General features: G+C 48.6%; 13 protein-coding genes. 5 read left to right on the forward strand and 8 right to left on the reverse strand.

Going from position 1 to position 16,374, the window contains the following annotated elements; genetic code table 11:
• Nucleotides 1-1,235 precede the first annotated feature (1,235 nt).
• The 7 genes from chbG to U869_RS0127510 form a co-directional block, all read right to left on the reverse strand.
• Nucleotides 1,236-1,997 (reverse strand): chitin disaccharide deacetylase, encoded by a 762-nt coding sequence (gene chbG, locus U869_RS0127480; protein ID WP_025119475.1) that lies wholly within the window; start codon nucleotides 1,995-1,997, stop codon nucleotides 1,236-1,238.
• Nucleotides 1,998-2,121: 124 nt separating this feature from the next.
• Nucleotides 2,122-3,465 (reverse strand): 6-phospho-beta-glucosidase, encoded by a 1,344-nt coding sequence (locus U869_RS0127485; protein ID WP_025119474.1) that lies wholly within the window; start codon nucleotides 3,463-3,465, stop codon nucleotides 2,122-2,124.
• 66 nt (nucleotides 3,466-3,531) lie between these two features.
• Nucleotides 3,532-4,392: a transcriptional regulator ChbR gene (gene chbR / locus U869_RS0127490; protein WP_025119473.1), complete on the reverse strand. Its 861-nt coding sequence runs from the start codon at nucleotides 4,390-4,392 to the stop codon at nucleotides 3,532-3,534.
• Nucleotides 4,393-4,406: 14 nt separating this feature from the next.
• A complete protein-coding gene (gene chbA, locus U869_RS0127495) occupies nucleotides 4,407-4,754 on the reverse strand; it encodes a PTS N,N'-diacetylchitobiose transporter subunit IIA (protein ID WP_025119472.1) in 348 nt (115 codons plus the stop codon).
• Between the two features lie 66 nt (nucleotides 4,755-4,820).
• The gene (gene chbC, locus U869_RS0127500) at nucleotides 4,821-6,179 is read right to left on the reverse strand and encodes a PTS N,N'-diacetylchitobiose transporter subunit IIC (RefSeq protein ID WP_025119471.1); all 1,359 of its coding nucleotides are present in this window, start codon (nucleotides 6,177-6,179) and stop codon (nucleotides 4,821-4,823) included.
• Nucleotides 6,180-6,297: 118 nt separating this feature from the next.
• Nucleotides 6,298-6,618, reverse strand: coding sequence for a PTS sugar transporter subunit IIB (locus U869_RS0127505; protein ID WP_025119470.1), 321 nt, complete (start codon nucleotides 6,616-6,618; stop codon nucleotides 6,298-6,300).
• Nucleotides 6,619-7,039: 421 nt separating this feature from the next.
• A complete protein-coding gene (locus tag U869_RS0127510) occupies nucleotides 7,040-8,467 on the reverse strand; it encodes a DUF1996 domain-containing protein (protein ID WP_025119469.1) in 1,428 nt (475 codons plus the stop codon).
• 282 nt (nucleotides 8,468-8,749) lie between these two features.
• On the opposite strand from U869_RS0127510, the gene U869_RS0127515 reads away from it, so the two are divergent.
• Nucleotides 8,750-9,466: a LuxR family transcriptional regulator gene (locus U869_RS0127515; protein ID WP_025119468.1), complete on the forward strand. Its 717-nt coding sequence runs from the start codon at nucleotides 8,750-8,752 to the stop codon at nucleotides 9,464-9,466.
• On the opposite strand, the gene U869_RS0127520 is transcribed toward U869_RS0127515, so the two are convergent.
• Nucleotides 9,467-10,111, reverse strand: a complete 645-nt coding sequence (locus U869_RS0127520; RefSeq protein WP_025119467.1) for an acyl-homoserine-lactone synthase — start codon at nucleotides 10,109-10,111, stop codon at nucleotides 9,467-9,469. It abuts the gene before it with no gap.
• A 327-nt stretch (nucleotides 10,112-10,438) separates the two neighbouring features.
• Between U869_RS0127520 and U869_RS0127525 the strand changes: the two genes are divergently transcribed.
• The 4 genes from U869_RS0127525 (at nucleotide 10,439) to U869_RS0127540 (ending at nucleotide 16,364) form a co-directional block, all read left to right on the forward strand.
• Entirely contained in the window at nucleotides 10,439-11,770 is a 1,332-nt protein-coding gene (locus tag U869_RS0127525; protein WP_025119466.1) for a VWA domain-containing protein, read from the forward strand.
• A gap of 11 nt (nucleotides 11,771-11,781) precedes the next feature.
• Entirely contained in the window at nucleotides 11,782-13,314 is a 1,533-nt protein-coding gene (locus U869_RS0127530) for a sensor histidine kinase KdpD (protein ID WP_025119465.1), read from the forward strand.
• Between the two features lie 98 nt (nucleotides 13,315-13,412).
• Nucleotides 13,413-14,096, forward strand: coding sequence for a response regulator transcription factor (locus U869_RS0127535; protein ID WP_025119464.1), 684 nt, complete (start codon nucleotides 13,413-13,415; stop codon nucleotides 14,094-14,096).
• Nucleotides 14,097-14,273: 177 nt separating this feature from the next.
• A complete protein-coding gene (locus U869_RS0127540) occupies nucleotides 14,274-16,364 on the forward strand; it encodes an AAA domain-containing protein (protein WP_025124017.1) in 2,091 nt (696 codons plus the stop codon).
• Nucleotides 16,365-16,374 lie beyond the last annotated feature (10 nt).

Here is a 16,374-nt window from a genome sequence, read left to right on the forward strand (position 1 = left end):
CTAATTAGAGGCATTACCCAATATATTAATGAAATCTTCCGTCGAGGTTTTCCAAGGGATAAACCAAGGGGTATACGTCGTGCCCTGTATAAGGCTAGCCCCATACTTCACCATGATAATAATTCGGCAGAGTGACAGCCCTGGCTTCCTCATTATCTCTCGACGCTTGGTAATATTGAAAATTGCAAGCACTATGACATCATTAGGCTCTGGGTTGAGGATGTAAACATCATGATTAACATTGACGTAAATTGACCGGTCTTTAATGGTTCCAGATAGAGTATCTTCTAATCCATTCAGAAAATAACAGTCATCCGAGACAAAATAATATTTCGTCAAGTTACTACCTCCCTTAAAGACGCCTGCCAATGAATATCATGTAGACCTGGCAAACAGCCTTGAACTTAAAAATTACAGAGAAGCTTCCCTCTCTCTGGCGCTTTAAGTTTTAACTGACTGTAATAATTATTAACAATCGTTTAAATCAATGGAATTTATTGTAAGTAATAGGTTTTAACTATCAATTTAACCGGATCGATCGGTGTTATCGAACATGTGTTGGTGCGAATATCCTAATCACTAGAATTATCTTATTTCTGAGTGAGGTAAAAATTAATTTTGTATAAAATTTCACATAATAAAGTAAAATCATATACTTAGATTGTTTTTGAGATTTTTCTTAGAAAATTTCGGCATTTATATTAAAAAAATAGAGAAAACGATTGTGAAATATTCCTATAACCAATCGGGCCTAAGAAATGATAAAAAACAGGAGGGGTTATCCTGGTCATCTAAAAATCCGTCAGTAGAAAAGAGCACTTTTTGTGATCTGCATCAAATGCCAATCTGTTGCGCGAAAAACATAAAAGTAACTAACAATGGGTATGAGTTTTCATTGATGTTATAAAAAAAATAATCAACTGGTACTTAGTGGGGGTTATCCGGAGGCGGGGGCGCTTGTAAATCGTTTTTTGTGAGAATGGATAAGGGAAATTTAGCCACTTTTATGTCATTACCAAGAGGTCATTCGTGCTTGCGGTGCAGTCATGAGCACGGGCAGAAGGACTGGCTTCAGCCTTGCGGGGAATACTGATGATCTGTTTGCGGAGAAATGCTTCTTCTGGGGATGCCCTCACGTTGCTGATGAAGACATTGCTAATATTACGTAATCAATGAGGATCAGGTAAATCACGTTGCCTGTAACCAGGGCCAGCCAAAACCGGCCCCAATGCTGCTTATAAAGACTCGAATGACCCCAGCTTGAACCCTCGCTCCGCAATCGCCTGTTTTAATGACGCAGACGTCAACACGTCCAGCTCCGCCAATCTTGGATAGCAGTATTTGCTGGCCAGAAGGGTGTTATCAATAAAGGAGGGATGACACATGATTTCCAGTGATGACGCACCGCGTTCGGTGGCGCGATCCAGCGTTGCCAGGAACAGCGCTTCGCTGATGGTGTCACCGTAGAATCCACTGTCAAACGTGGCCGTGCTGCGTGCACCTGACAGTGGGATATTGTGCTGGGCGATAACCTCGCGATCGATACGCATGGCAACCCCTTTCTCCAGCGCAAAAGCCTCTACCAGCGGAAAGATTTGCGGGATCATATGAACGTGATGATGGCTATCGATATGGCTCGGCGGGCGGCCAAATAGCTCGATAAAGCGTGCGAACTGGCACGCAAGCTCGCGCTCGATCTCGTCCAGTGGCAAGTTATCCGCCTCGGCCATCTCCCATATCCATTTTCCTAACTCGCCGTTTTCTCTGACCAAGCCTGGCATAGGGGAAAGTGGTTTTCCGAGGGTGAGAACGAAGTGCATCCCGATGGGCAGTTGTGGGTGTGCGGCACTTAATGACGCGGCATGCTCAATGCCTGCTGCGTTAACCATCGCCGTCGTTGAGGTGACGACGCCGTTATTGAATGCTTCAATAATCCCGTAGTTCTGGGCCTTACACAGCCCAAAATCGTCCGCGTTGACAATCAATAATTTATCCATCAAATCCTCGTTAAACTGTCTTCCCAGCAGGAAAGAGCCAGGTTGATGACAAAGCTAAACGGGCGCAGCGTGCAGCGCCCCTACGTAATGAGTCTGGTGGACCTTGTCAGCAGAAGACCATTAATTACTTCAGTTTGGCAATGGCTTGCGCAAAGTTGGGCAGCAGTTTTTCATGTGCTAACAGCAGGTCACGCGCCAGTTTTTCGGCATCTTTATCGGAATGGATCAGCGGGCTCAGGTTGAGAGCCAGCAGTACGTCATTTAACTCCCCGCTCAGGGCGGCTTTGCTGGCGGTAATCTCAAACCCTTTGATGGTGTAAATCAGGCCGAGCACGTTGTCATCAAAGTGAGTCAGGCGCGGCAATGGCGTCGCGCCATTGCGGCCGATAGTGCAGCTCAGTTCGACAGTCCAATCGGCCGGAATGTTATCAATATGGCCGTGGTGTGGGAAGTTGACGTAGTGTTCGGTCTGCTTGTCGTTATAGATAGCGCTGATGACCTCGCAGGCGGCGTCGGAATAGTAGGCCCCACCGCGCAGTTCAAGCTCTTTCGGTTTAACGTTCAGCTCCGGATCTTTGTAGAGGTCGAACAACTGTTTTTCCACTTTCTGCACGACGGTGGCACGCGCGCCGCCTTTGTAGAACTCGCCCATCTCGATGGCCAGCATCTCTTTCTGTTTGAAATAGTAAAGCAGATAAGAGCAGGGTAACAGGTTCAATGAACGGATCAGCCCTTCGCTAAACGGCAAATCAAAGATGTTTTTCACCGAGCCAGCGGTAAGCGTGCCGGATGCCACACCATCAAGCAGTTCAGCAAAGCGCGATTCACCATTCACAATGACGTCTTTGATAAACACCATGTGGTTCAGGCCGAACAGATCGATCGACAGTTCATCCTGCGACTCCAGTTGCAGCACGTCCTGAATAAACATTTTCATGCCGACCGGGATGTTGCACACGCCAATAAAGCGTTTGAACTGGGTATGACGGAACACGGCTTCGGTGATCATGCCAGCCGGGTTGGTGAAGTTAATGACCCAGGCGTTCGGGCAGATTTCTTCAACATCTTTAATAATGTCAAAAATAACGGGAATGGTGCGCAGCCCTTTAAATAAGCCGCCCGCCCCGTTAGTTTCCTGGCCCAAATAGCCATAGCTTAATGGGATACGCTCATCCAGTTCGCGCGCTTTTAATTGGCCTACGCGCAGTTGGGTCGTTACGAAGTCGGCATCTACCAAGGCCTCACGACGATCTAATGTTTGGTACATTTTAATCGGCACGCCGGCACGTTTAATCATGCGTTGGCAAAGATCAAAAATGATATTCTGCTTCTCTTGGCCAGCTTCGATATCGACCAGCCAAAGCTCGGTGACGGGCAATTCGTCGTAACGCTTAATAAAGCCTTCAAGTAATTCAGGGGTATAGCTGCTGCCACCACCAATAGTGACCACTTTCAGTTTTTTACTCATAGGGACTCCCGTGCAAAATGCATGCACTTAATTAAATTAAAAAGGGAAGGCTGGAGTGATTGCTGGCTATTGATCGGCCGACATATTACTCATTGAATTACAGCTCAGCTCCTTTCTATAGTGTTTTGGCGTAAAAGATGTAAGCTTTTTAAAATTCTTGATAAACATGCTTGGGCTGCTATAGCCAGATTCAAACGCAATGTCGGTAATTGAGTAGTTGGTTATTTCCAACTGCTTTTTGGCGAAATTAACACGGATCTCATTAATAATCTGCATCGGTGTTTTGCCGTAATGACGCTGCGTTGCACGCGTTAAGTACTCTTGCGATTTTCCCGACAGTCGCACCATGGTCGATAATGCGCCATCGCCAAACTGCGTTTTATCATGCATTTTCTCAATGGTCTCTTTGAGCCATGCAGGTACGGTGGTGGTTATTTCAGACTCTCGGTGATGGCGTATCCTGTTGATGGTATAAAACGTCACCATCTCCAGGAACTCATTGAACTCACCGTTTCTGAAGTTAAGCGAAGCCACCATCGACTCAATAAAGTTCAGGAACTCAGCCTTGATGGTATACACCTGTGAGGCAATCAGGCGGGGAGGCAGTAAGGCCAGATAGTGTTGCTCAAAAAAGGCCTTGCTGATGCCCACGTTCAAGATCCTGGTTGGGCCGAACTCATAAAAGCTTTGATGGTTTGAGCCGATCGGGATGAAGGCGAAATCCCCCCGTTCCAGCAGCACCCGTTTACCATTGATTTCCTGGTAATAACGGCCGGTCAGCACAATGGTAAATTCGTAGTAGTCATGCTCATGCAGGCCAGAAATGCTTTCTACTTTGTTATAGATGAACATATGGAAATTTTGACCGTCGAACAATTGGTCTTCGCGTGCGGTTTTAATGTCCATACTCAATAACTGTGGCTGCATGATGACCCCCAACGTTATTTTATTTTTTCGTGAAGCTCAATGATTTCGGTCACTAACTCGCGGGCTAGCATCGAGGTCATCAGGTGATCCTGGGCATGAACCAGCACCAGGCTGACTTTGGTTTTGCCTTCTCCCGCATCGCCTTCAATCAGCTTGGTTTGCACCAGATGCGCTTCATGCAACGCCGCGCGTGACTTGGCCATCAGTTCCCAAGCCTGGGTAAAATCACCTTCTTTTGCCACCTTGAGTGCGTTGTAAGCCAGGCTGCGTGCCTGCCCTGAGTTGATGATGAGCCCCATCACCACTTCTTCAAGCTCATCCAACTCTTCTGCGCTGTCCTCAATGTTGTCTAAATCGAACATCGTAATCTCCCTGTGTTAATGCGGTTGCTACTGGGGAGCATAGCCGCTCCCCAGCATTCCTACAGATTAGAATTTCAGTGCTGCGGCAATATCTTCTTCGCTTTCTTCTTCCTCGATAATCGCCTGAGCCTTGTTAGACAGAATAACGAAAGGCATATAAAGCATCGTGGAGACACCAAGGTTGAACAGCGCGACCAACAGGGCAGCGATACTGCCGTTACTGTTGAAGAAGGCACCCAGTCCGGTTGGCATGGTCCATGGTGCCAGGTTGGTCACCGGTGGAATAATGCCCATGGTGTATGCCGCCAGCGTGATCGCCGCCAGAATCGGTTGGATCAGCACGAACGGGATGAACATCACCGGGTTCATGATAATCGGCAGGCCGAACAGGATTGGCTCGTTAATCTGGAAGATGCCTGATGGCAGTGCCAGCTTGGCGACCTGGCGGTGATCCGCACGGCGTGAAGCGATGAATATGGCCAGGATCAGACCCAGCGTTGCCCCAGAACCCCCGAGCATGATGTAGGAATCGAGCATCGGTTTAGCCCAGAAGTGGAAAGTTTTCCCTGCTTCAATGGCGGCACTGACAGAACCGTACTCGGTGTACAAGGCGATATTTTCCAGTGCCCATGGCGTCATGATGCCGCTGTCCAGTGCGGTCAGCGCCAGAGAACCATGCACACCAAAGAACCACAGCACGGAGTTGAAAATGACGTAGGCCCAGCCGACAACGCTTCCCATTGACGCCAGAGGTTTGGAAATCGAATCCATAATAATCTGGTGGAAGTTGCTGCCGTACATCCCTAATACCCAGGAGAAAATCCCGAAGATAGACAGGATAATAAAGCCTGGGATCAAGGCAGAGAACGAGCGGGCGACAGAAGTAGGGACGCTGTCCGGCAAGGTAATGACCCAGTTTCTGCGGATCACAAATGCAAACAGTTCAGCGACGACCAGCCCGATCAGCATACCGGAAATAATATTCGCGCCGCCCAGCCAGTTGGCACCTACAGCATAAGCGTCACCTACGCTGTAAGGGGTAACGGTCATAAAGGCTGCAACGGCAAGCAGGCCAGCCGAAAGTGGATCCACCTTGCGTTCTTCTGCCAACGCCATCCCAATAAAGAAGGGGGCCATTAGCGACATAATGCCTAATGTACCGTTGTAAACGTTGCCGCCGATGGTTTTTAACCCGTTGAGGGTTTCAATCGTTGAGGCATCCAGGCGTACGCCGAGGGAATAAAAGAATGACCCATCGCCAAAACTCAGGAAAACGTTGTTAATTAAAACAAACATGGCCCCGGCGAGGGTCAGCGGCATTAATTTGATGAAACCATTTTTAATAGCATTTATATGGGGCTGCTTGCCTATTTTTACGGCAAAAGGAAGCAGCACCTTTTCAAGTGAATCAATGGCTTTACTCATTTTGTGTTCCTTTAATGCCGCCTAACGGGCGGCCAGGGATATGAAAATTCGCTCTTTGACTGCTGACTCTTTGACTTTAAAGTAATGCAAAATTTAAAATTAACTAAAAGCGTACTGACTACTTACTGGCCGCTGCCTTAATGGAGGCAACCGCGGCTTTCAAGACACCCAATCCATCGATCTTGCCGTACAGGAGTGGGTCAATGACTTCGACGATTTTGTTTGGTAACAGCTTTTGAATTTCTGCTAGTTTGTAGCCAATCTGTGGCCCCAGCAGCACCAGGTCTGCCGCACCACCTTTCTCCTCAGCCGAGGACTCGGAGTAAGCTTCGATAATGACTGGGACGCTGTATTTTTCGGCCTGTGCCTTCATTTTAGAAACCAGCAGTGAAGTCGACATGCCCGCTGAACAGAACAAATAAATGACTTTCTTTTCCATAACGAAAACCTCATGTTGCAAGTAATTTACAGGTCTGATTCCGTAGCCCTGATTGTCTCTGCTTGCATGGAGTATAGAGCATCACGTTAGTCAAACGGTAATTTATTGGGGTATGAAATTGTCTCTCCTTGACCAGTGGTTATGACTGCCTTCACATTTTGGGCAAATAATTCGCGACGATAAATAACTTGGGGCGGCCGATGGTCCTGCAATCCTCCCACAGCGTAAGGTCGTTACGGCCTTACCTGGCGGTTATGGCGGGAAAAGCTGACATCCCGGCAAGCACATTATGAGGGGGAGGATAGTTATGGTGCCTGGGGTGGGATATGTGTCTGGCTGATAGTCTGCAATTGTCCGATATCAATGGAAGCGACAGCGGCTTAAATTAAAAGCCCCCCAAACCTAAGGGGGCTACATAAGCTTAAGGTTCTACAACGTTTTGATACCCCACCAACATCAGCGTTGGAGCCTTGCCGCTCTCCTTCGAATTCACGCTAATCGTCCTTGCATGGCGCTCGCCACCAATGTAATAGGAGATCTCGGTTTTGCCTGCGGCCAGTGCCGCACGCACGGCCTTGTCTACATCCACATAGCGGAATTGCTGCACGTTATCCATATACATACTGCCATCGGCGTTGTAATTAGGCTTCGGCATGGTATTCCAGGTTACCGAGCTTTCACTCCAGGTTTGGCTTGGGTCAGTTAATGGATAGAAGAAAATGCTGAATGCAGAGGTATCGCTGATGTTGCCGTCATAGACACGAATGCTGTATTTGAAACTCACGCCCGGATAGTCCGCCAGGTTGCTTGGCTGAGCGGGAATATCAAACTTCATTAATGCCATCATTTGCTTGTTGCTATCACGGCCAGCCCCGCTCCAGTCATCCTGTACCAACAGGGTTTGGGCGCTACCGAAGTTTTTATCACTATCCCCTTGGTTGCTGACGTAAGTGTCTTCCTTGGCATCGGTATAGCTGTAAGGAATATTGGTACCGCAACTGATGGAGTAATTCATGCAGCGGTCCGCCATAAACTTCGTCGCCTGCTCGGTCCAGGCATTCATAAAATCGCCGTGAGCGGTATAAATGCTGCCCCACAGTTCCGTGAGTTTGCCGTCGATCACTTTGGGATCCAGCGACAGCTGTATTTTGCTGACATCCAGAGAGGTGACCTGTGGCAAGACATAGGCAAGATTCATATTCACCGTGGCCAGTTTGATCGGATGATCGGCTGGACACTGATCGTTGGTGCTATACACCGCATTTTGGGTGCCTTTGGCTTTCAGGTTTTTACCGTCCCAGCAGTTGGGGAACTCAATCGCAATGTTAAACTGCACTGCGTCACCAGCGGCTCGTAGCCCACAAATTTGATCTGCGGTGTGGGTATAGCCGTTGCTATTGGCGCACAGGAAGTTGACGTGTGGGTTAGGCCCGGTGCCTGCATGGTCACCTGCCAACAGTTGCAGACCGTGAGGATAGGCCGTGATGGGGTAATCAATCACGTTATTGGCCTGGTAGTAATTCTTGATATAGGACGGATGCACAATTTCGCCACTCGGCAATTTCATGGTGGGGGCCCAATAGCCGGTGCTATCCGCTGCGTTATTACAGGTGGTGCCGGAGTGCTGTAAAAGGGTATCAGCGGTAGAGTACGCATCGGTAGAGCGATTGCCGACAAAATCGTGGGACATGGCCATGCCTGGCATGTTGGGCATTAAAATAGGATCGTCCGGTTTCATATGGCTGAAACTGCAGACAACGTTAGTTTGTGCATCGGCGGCAAACACAGCGTGGGGTGCCAGGGCAGCAGATCCTGCCAGCAGGGCGAGCGAATACAACGAGTATTTCATGTGAAATATCATTCAGTTAATCATTAATGAGATGCCAGGGTGCTGTTTTATGTGAGCCGCGCGGAACACATATTGATCTTAGGTGGTTTAAAAATTAACAAGGGAAATGGCCGCCCTGTGGTGTATCACCGTGCATGGCTAGCCGGAGTGGCCTTGTCGTAGGGCGTTGTCATGCCACTCTATTGGCGCAGTGGCTGATAATTAGGTGCTTTCGGCCGGACGTGCTTATCTGGTATATTCGGTTAGATGAAAAATAGTTAAGCTGTCGGGGGCAAGCAGTTAATGGAAAACGAAGAACATATTAGTGACATTATCAAAAAGCACCTCGAAGCGACATTGAACCACCTCGGGGAGCTCATCTGGGCGTATGTGGTATTATCCAAAAAAGATATGTCGTGTATCTTTGGAGTAACCAATTATCCTGGTGAGTGGGTAGAGCATTATAAAGCCAACGGTTTACAATATACCGATCCGGTGGTGATCACTGCGCTGAATCGACTGACACCTTTTTCCTGGGATGAAAATCTGATGACGGGCGGAGGATTTCATTTTTCTGAACTCTTCGAACGGGCCAGAAAATTCGGGCTGAATAACGGCTATACGTTTGTCCTGCATGATTATAATAATAACCTGGTGACGTTATCCTTTATTCTCGCCCCTGAGACTAGAGCGGAAATAACGCAAACTTTGATCCAGAATAAAGGCGATATTTCCGTTTTACTGGCATCGGTGCATGAAATTTATCTAACCCTGAATTCGCTGTCAGAAAAAAACGCCACTCGCTCAGAAAAAAGCGCCCAGTTTACCGAACGGGAAAACGAAGTCCTTTACTGGGCCAGCGTGGGTAAAACCTACCAGGAAACGGGGATGATCCTGGGGATCACGACGCGTACGGTCAAGTTCCATATGTCCAATATTGTCAAAAAACTGGGGGTAGCAAATGCCCGGCATGCAATACGGCTAGGTGTGGAACTTCAACTGATCAAACCGGTTAGTTGATTACAGTGAAGGTTCGGCCGTCAGTGGCCAATCGTTCAGCACAGCTTCGTCTGCCAGGCTGTGTTTGCTGAATATCTTGGCTTTTAACTTCCTCTGGCTTTCGGCATCGACGTGGCCGAGCAACAGATAGACCGGCTCATCTTTTTCAGAAACACCGGTCTCCAGTACGGTGACGTTCCAGCCTGAGCTCCTGATGATATGCATCATCGGATGGCTGGCAACGGCAAGAATGCCATCATAGTGGTGCTGCCGAGCATAATTAATCAATGAGAGGAACAAAGCCATAGTGACGGGGAACTTTCGGCCTAACAACGAGTGGGTTCTCTCTTTATCTACGAAGAAACGTGTGGATTCAATGAAGTTGCCTTCTGGAATGTTAACCTTGTTAAAGAATGAGGAGAAGGTACTGTTCAGCATGTTTTGGTATTTCATGTCGATCATCCTGGTTCCACATATAATCATGCCGTTCTCCACGCCAAAAATATAGTTGGTTTTGTCATTATCAAACTGATCGACCTCCTTGCCGTCAGCGCAGTTTACCGCCCATTGTAATCTGTCTTTAAAAGTATTTTTTCTTAACATAAAAAGATCTTCGGATTTTTCATTGCTCATTGAAGAGTAGTTAACGCTATAAATAGTAAACATAATGTCACCTGTGAATGAATATATAGAGATAAGTTCATCCGGTAACATCAGTGAAGTTTCATTAAGAGCATGCCGGTACCCCGGAATGATAATGCCTTTTAATCGGTTTAAGCTAACCTTATTATAAGGTTTTACCGGTTTATAGCCGGTACAGGATCAGCGGTTTTAAGCTACACTATGGGCTGTTTCTTACGGTTCTCGAGGCCGACGGGCAATCGCCACAACGACAACTTTTACCAATTTTTGACATCTTTATACAGATAACAGACAACTCACTGGCCGATACGGGCAAGAATGGATTCGATTCTTATGACAAGGAGCTTCACCATGGATCTGAAATGTATTTTTGCCTTATTCACCCTATCTGTGCTGCCATGGAGTGCCAGTGCTGCCCCGGCGGCCCCCAAGGTGGTCGTAAAGTCTGAAGTTGCCTCGCCGGTGGTGTTGGAAAATACCCAGGACAAAAACTACCTGAAAATTTCGTTGTTGGGCTACCCGCTACCGCAGGAGAAGCGCAGCCCAATCAATCTGGCGCTGGTCATCGACCGCTCCACCTCAATGAGTGGCGATCGTATCGAAAACGCCAGAGCGGCCGCGATAGCCGCCGTTAACATGCTCAACAGTAATGACACGCTTTCGGTCGTTGCCTACGACTCCGGGGTGGAGGTGGTGATCCCGGCCACCAAGGTCAAAGATAAGAAACCGCTGATCGATAAAATCAACAAGAGCATTGAACCGCGCGGTATGACGGCACTGTTTGCCGGGGTGAGCAAGGGCATCGATCAGGTCAGCAAGCATCTGGATAAAGAGCAGGTCAACCGCATTGTGCTGCTCTCCGACGGGCAGGCCAACGTTGGGCCAACCTTCAACAGCGAACTGGCCGAGTTGGCTAAGCTGGCGGCCAAGAAGGGGATCGCCATTACCACCATCGGTATTGGTGATGGCTACAATGAAGACCTGATGACCACCATTGCTGGCTATAGCGATGGCAACCATGCCTTTGTCGAGCAATCCAGCGATCTGGAAAAGACCTTCGCCCACGAGTTTAACGATGCGATGTCCGTAGTGGCGCAAGACGTGGTGGTGGAGATAAAAACCGCAGATAAGGTCACGCCGGTTCGCCTGTTGGGGCGTGATGGCAGCATCAGCGGCAATACGGTCACCGTGAAACTGAACCAGTTGTATTCCAATCAGGAAAAATATGTTCTGCTGGAAGTGATCCCGGCCAAGGGCAGCAATGCTCAAAGCAAACCTCTGGCTGAGGTAAATGTACGTTACGCCAACTTGAGCACCAAGCAGGTCGATACCTTCAATGAAAAGGTGGCGGTCAGCTATAGCCAATCCGTCAAAGACGTCAGTGCTGCGCAGGTTGATGAGGTTGTGGTGGATTCGGCTATTCAGAAGGCCGCGCTGGAGAATGAACGCGCGGTACAGTTGATGGACGCAGGCAAAATGGAAGAGGCCAAACAGGTATTTAGCCAGAACGCGGCGGCGTTGGAGAGTTTGCCTGTTAGCGCGACACCAGCCAGACAGAAAGCCGAAGCAGGCGCGCAGAAGAACAAAGAGCTGATGGGTAAAATGGAGAGTGACAGCAAGGAGTCGACCCGCAAAGCGGTGAAAGAGCAAAACTACAACATTAAAACCCAGAAGAATCAGTAGCAGGGAGGCCTATGAGCCAGCGTACTTCCAGAAGTTTGACGATTTTTATCATCATCACCGTGGCGATATTCAGCCTGATCGCCTATCTGGGAGTGCGCACCCTCGAGCACGAAGTGTTGTTACGTCATTACCAATCCCAGACTATGGCGCAGACGCGTGTCACGCAAGCCAGCACCAGCATCATGGATATCCTGCGGCAGAAAGCGACGCGGCTGGACGTGATCACCGACTATCTGCAACCCAACGATCGGGCACTCAAGGAACTGGTTGAGAAGGACAGCGACATTGATGGCGTGTTTGTTCTACAGAAAAATCGTTTGCTGTATCCCAACTCAAACGGCTCGCTGAGCCAAAAAGAATTAGCCTGGGTTCAGGCTATCACTCCGCTGGTGAACGATCCTTCCTTACTGTACGGCCACAACATAAAAAGCGAGATGGCAATCCCACAATCCGGCTGGTTTATTACCGGCGAGGTGCAGGAGCCGCTGCTGATTTACTGGCGTACTATCGGCAGCGATACCATTGGATTTCGGGTTCCTTATATCAAGCTGCTGTCGGACGTGATCAATGCGACCAGTTTCGATTTTGGCAGCGACACGCTGGTACTGGAAGAGAACGGACGCCTGCTGTACCAAAGCAATCCTTACGTCGCGTTGGATAGCCAGCAACCGCTGGCCGAACAGAGCCTACCTTATCCGCTGACGGGTTGGCAGGTGAGCTATTATGGCAAACCGGCCAGCACGACGGCGGTCTATCTGTGGGGTGGGGCGTTTATCCTGCTGATGCTGGCCATCATGGGCCTGATCATTTTCCGCCTCTACCGGGAATATACTCAGACGGCACGGCTGGCGCGCCAGCAGGTGGGTTTTGTCAGCCAGGTGTCCCACGAACTGAAAACGCCGCTAACTAATATCTCGCTGTATGCCGAGCTGCTGAAAGAGGAACTCGATGAACAGCACGATGAAGGACAGCGTTATCTGGACGTGATTATCGGTGAGAGCCAGCGCCTGTCGCGCCTGATCCAGAATATCTTGAGTTTCACCCGTGAGCCGAAGTTGCACTTGCAGCCCATCGATCTCAACCCGCTGTTGGTTAACATCACGCAGACTTTCGTGCCGTCGTATCAGGCCAAGGGAATGGCACTCTCGCTCTCGTTGGGCGAAAACGTGGTGGTGAGTAGCGATATCGATCGTCTGACGCAGATTATCAACAACCTGCTGAGCAACGCGGAGAAGTATGCCACGGTAGGGAAACAGGTTGATGTACAGGTGGTGTGTAGTGCGGACTCCGTGGATATTCATGTACGGGATTATGGCGCAGGGATCAGTGAAAAAGAGCTCAAGATGATTTTCCTCCCCTTCTATCGGGTGAAATCGGGTATTACCGAGGGTGTTGCGGGGACGGGTATTGGCCTGACGATTGCTCAGCAGCTGGCGCATAGCCTGGGTGGGGAAATTCTGGTTGCTCCGCAGTCGCCTGGAGTGCGTTTTACTTTGCGACTGGTGCGTACCGTGGCCGGACAACGTATGGACACCTCTACCTGACCAGAGCACCGTACAGCTCCCTCGCCCTTTGGGAGTGGGTTGGGGTGAGGAGAACGGCATTCTGCCACTGTCAATCGTGTTAACCACAAGGGATCATAATGAAAATACTGGTCGTTGAAGACGATACCAACATTCGCCAGGGCTTGGTTGAAGCGCTGTCCCGTGAGGGATATACCCTGATTGCCGCAGAGAATGGCAAGGTGGCGCTGGAGATGTACCAACAGCAGCAACCGGATTTTATCATCCTTGATATCATGATGCCGGAACTGGATGGTTACGCGGTATGCCGTGAGATCCGCAAACGGGATGAACAGATCCCCATTGTCTTTTTGTCTGCCAAGGATGAAGAGATCGATCGGGTGGTCGGTTTGGAACTGGGGGCTGATGATTACATCAGCAAGCCGTTTGGCATTCATGAGATCCGCGCCAGGATCAAAACCATCGCCCGGCGTTGCCTGCGCAGCAAGACCGCGCAGCCAGATGCCAGCTTTTGCTTTGGCGATTTGACCGTGTACCCCAATGAGCTGTGCGCTTTACGCCAAGAGGCACGGTTGGAGCTTTCATTGCGCGAGGTGAAAATTCTGGAGTGCCTCTACCAGCATAAAAACAAGGTCGTCACGCGCGAGATGCTGTTTGATGCCGCCTGGGGCTATGACTTCCTGCCCAACAGCCGCACGTTGGATCAGCATATCTCCAAGCTGCGCAAGAGCATTGAGCTTGATGCGAATAACCCGTTGCTGATCCGCACCGTGCATGGGATGGGGTATCGGTATTTGGGGTGAGGGGCGCTCTTTCAGATTTGATTGCTATTTGAACTTTTTATAGAAGCATCGCTTAAGAATAAGTGATCTCTGCCAAAAATATCGAACCCATGGATCTTTAGTACACAGCATGTCTTGATTGATCGCGTAGCATGATCAACCATTGCTAAAGAATAGCCAAATAGGGAAGGCAGGGTTATGAGTTCAATTGGCACAGGGCAGTGGTTACGTTATTGGCGTAATTCTTTAGCCGATGCTGAAAGTAGCAAAGGGGCGATAACGCTGAAAGAGTTCCATCGTCATCTGCCTGTCGCGGCTGGTACGTTAGGGATCGGCCGTTTAGAGGAAGATAGCAGGGAATTGGCGGCTCTTTTTAAGAATGAGCCGAAGAATGTACAGCTTGTACAAGTGGTTTATCGACCTACGGCTTATGTGCTTAAACACGAGCATGGTAAGAAATATACGGGTTCTTCCCCCGAGGTTATTACCCCCGTTGTTTGTACTCTTTGGGTGAACCGTAAAGGGTTTTTTCTACCAAGTTCTAGCTCTGCTATTCCACGGGATCTCTTGTCGCCGCAAAATGACGACAAATTCACGATCACATCAGTCAAATCCCTGGACCACTTTTTAGATGAACACACCCCTTACTACTACTCGGAGCAAGAGGCACTTTCATTGTTCGAAACGGGCCAGGCCACTGAGTTATGGAGCCGTTATTGCGAGATTACCCGGAGCCTGTTTAAGGCACTCTGCAATGACAGTGCGCTACTAAAAGAGCGCTATAAGAACGAAAAAAAAGGGTATCTGCTTAAGTGTGATGTTGTTAATAACAGCACACGTAATGTTTTAAAACTTTATGATTGGCTAAATGATCGCGAGGTTTCTATCCCTCTAGCTGAAAATTATGCATTGGCTAATCATAATACCTATCAGCCTTGCATTGACTCGTTATCCACTATGGCGACTCGCTGTGGCCACTCCAACTCAAAATTTCCTCTCGCGGATGCGCAGCGCGATGCCTTAGCCCAAGTGCTAGCGATGGCTGAGGGCGATATTCTTGCGATTAATGGTCCTCCTGGGACCGGTAAGACAACATTCGTACTCTCTGTTGTCGCTTCAATGTGGGTTAATGCTGCACTTAAAGAACAGGAGCCTCCGCTGATTATTGCTGCCTCCACCAATAATCAGGCGGTGACGAACATCATTGAAGCGTTTGGTAAGGATTTTGAAGAAAACGATGGGCCTCTCAGCGGACATTGGTTGCCAGAGATAAAGAGCTATGGCGGTTACTTCCCTGCCTCAAGTCTGGAATGTGAGGCGGCGAAAAATTACCAAACTGCTTCTTTTTATCGAACCTTAGAGGATCCTGAATATTTAGAACAGGCCGAGTTGGTATTTTTGCTTAAAGCCAAACAGGTCTTTGATGATGCTTCCTTAAACTCGGTACTGAAGGTTAAAAAACGGCTGCATGCTGAGCTCAAAGCCTGTCATCGACAATTTGAGCATCTGCAAAATGCTTGGCATGAACTAGAGCGTACAAAAAATCGTTGTAATGAGGAGATCGGTTTTACTCCTGAAATCGTGAAAGAGAACAAGCGGGTCGAGATTAATGCTTTGTCTCATGAACTTGAGTTGGTCAGCCAGGATCTTGCGCAATGGAAAAAATTTCGCGTCGACGAGTCGATATGGCTGACTTTATTGAATCCTGTTCCATTAATCGCTAGAAAGCGCAGATTGCTACGAGAGTTATTTATCGGAAGCTATTTTAGTTCTACTGCGCAGGATATTGTTAATATTAATGATGTTGTTGATCCCGAAGTAGCGTTATCTCAATGGATGGAGAATCAGCGAAAATCAATTAAAAAATCTGAATTAGAGTTGGAAAATTGGAATGTGCTGCTAGCTGAGAAAACATTGGCGGAAGAACTTTGGCGGAGGATAGTACTGCCATTGATCCCCACAACTGGATATGCTACGAATATCGATGAGCTCGACAAGGTTTTGGATATCTCGCTACGGTTTAAGCTATTCCAGCTTGCAGTTCATTATTGGGAAGCACGCTGGTTGCTGGATTGTCGTGAGCAGGAAAATGACTTAATCATGCAGATTCAATCTGGCAAAGAAAAAATGGGATTGAAACTAGTGCGTCCCCGCTGGTTACGTCGGATGAAACTTACTCCATGCATCGTCTCTACGCTTCACTCTCTGCCTGGTCATATGACTTTTAAAGCGTTTGAGGAAGAAGGTAAGTTCCGTGATGATTACCTGATTAATGAGATATACCCGTGATCATTGAAGA

This window comes from Serratia sp. H1w (assembly GCF_000633355.1).
GTDB lineage: Bacteria > Pseudomonadota > Gammaproteobacteria > Enterobacterales > Enterobacteriaceae > Chania.

Bases quoted from the DNA above. Each gene is read 5' to 3' on its own strand.
- chbG (WP_025119475.1), bottom strand. From the start codon at position 1,997: ATGGATAAATTATTGATTGTCAACGCGGACGATTTTGGGCTGTGTAAG.
- U869_RS0127485 (WP_025119474.1), bottom strand. From the start codon at position 3,465: ATGAGTAAAAAACTGAAAGTGGTCACTATTGGTGGTGGCAGCAGCTAT.
- chbR (WP_025119473.1), bottom strand. From the start codon at position 4,392: ATGCAGCCACAGTTATTGAGTATGGACATTAAAACCGCACGCGAAGAC.
- chbA (WP_025119472.1), bottom strand. From the start codon at position 4,754: ATGTTCGATTTAGACAACATTGAGGACAGCGCAGAAGAGTTGGATGAG.
- chbC (WP_025119471.1), bottom strand. From the start codon at position 6,179: ATGAGTAAAGCCATTGATTCACTTGAAAAGGTGCTGCTTCCTTTTGCC.
- U869_RS0127505 (WP_025119470.1), bottom strand. From the start codon at position 6,618: ATGGAAAAGAAAGTCATTTATTTGTTCTGTTCAGCGGGCATGTCGACT.
- U869_RS0127510 (WP_025119469.1), bottom strand. From the start codon at position 8,467: ATGAAATACTCGTTGTATTCGCTCGCCCTGCTGGCAGGATCTGCTGCC.
- U869_RS0127515 (WP_025119468.1), top strand. From the start codon at position 8,750: ATGGAAAACGAAGAACATATTAGTGACATTATCAAAAAGCACCTCGAA.
- U869_RS0127520 (WP_025119467.1), bottom strand. From the start codon at position 10,111: ATGTTTACTATTTATAGCGTTAACTACTCTTCAATGAGCAATGAAAAA.
- U869_RS0127525 (WP_025119466.1), top strand. From the start codon at position 10,439: ATGGATCTGAAATGTATTTTTGCCTTATTCACCCTATCTGTGCTGCCA.
- U869_RS0127530 (WP_025119465.1), top strand. From the start codon at position 11,782: ATGAGCCAGCGTACTTCCAGAAGTTTGACGATTTTTATCATCATCACC.
- U869_RS0127535 (WP_025119464.1), top strand. From the start codon at position 13,413: ATGAAAATACTGGTCGTTGAAGACGATACCAACATTCGCCAGGGCTTG.
- U869_RS0127540 (WP_025124017.1), top strand. From the start codon at position 14,274: ATGAGTTCAATTGGCACAGGGCAGTGGTTACGTTATTGGCGTAATTCT.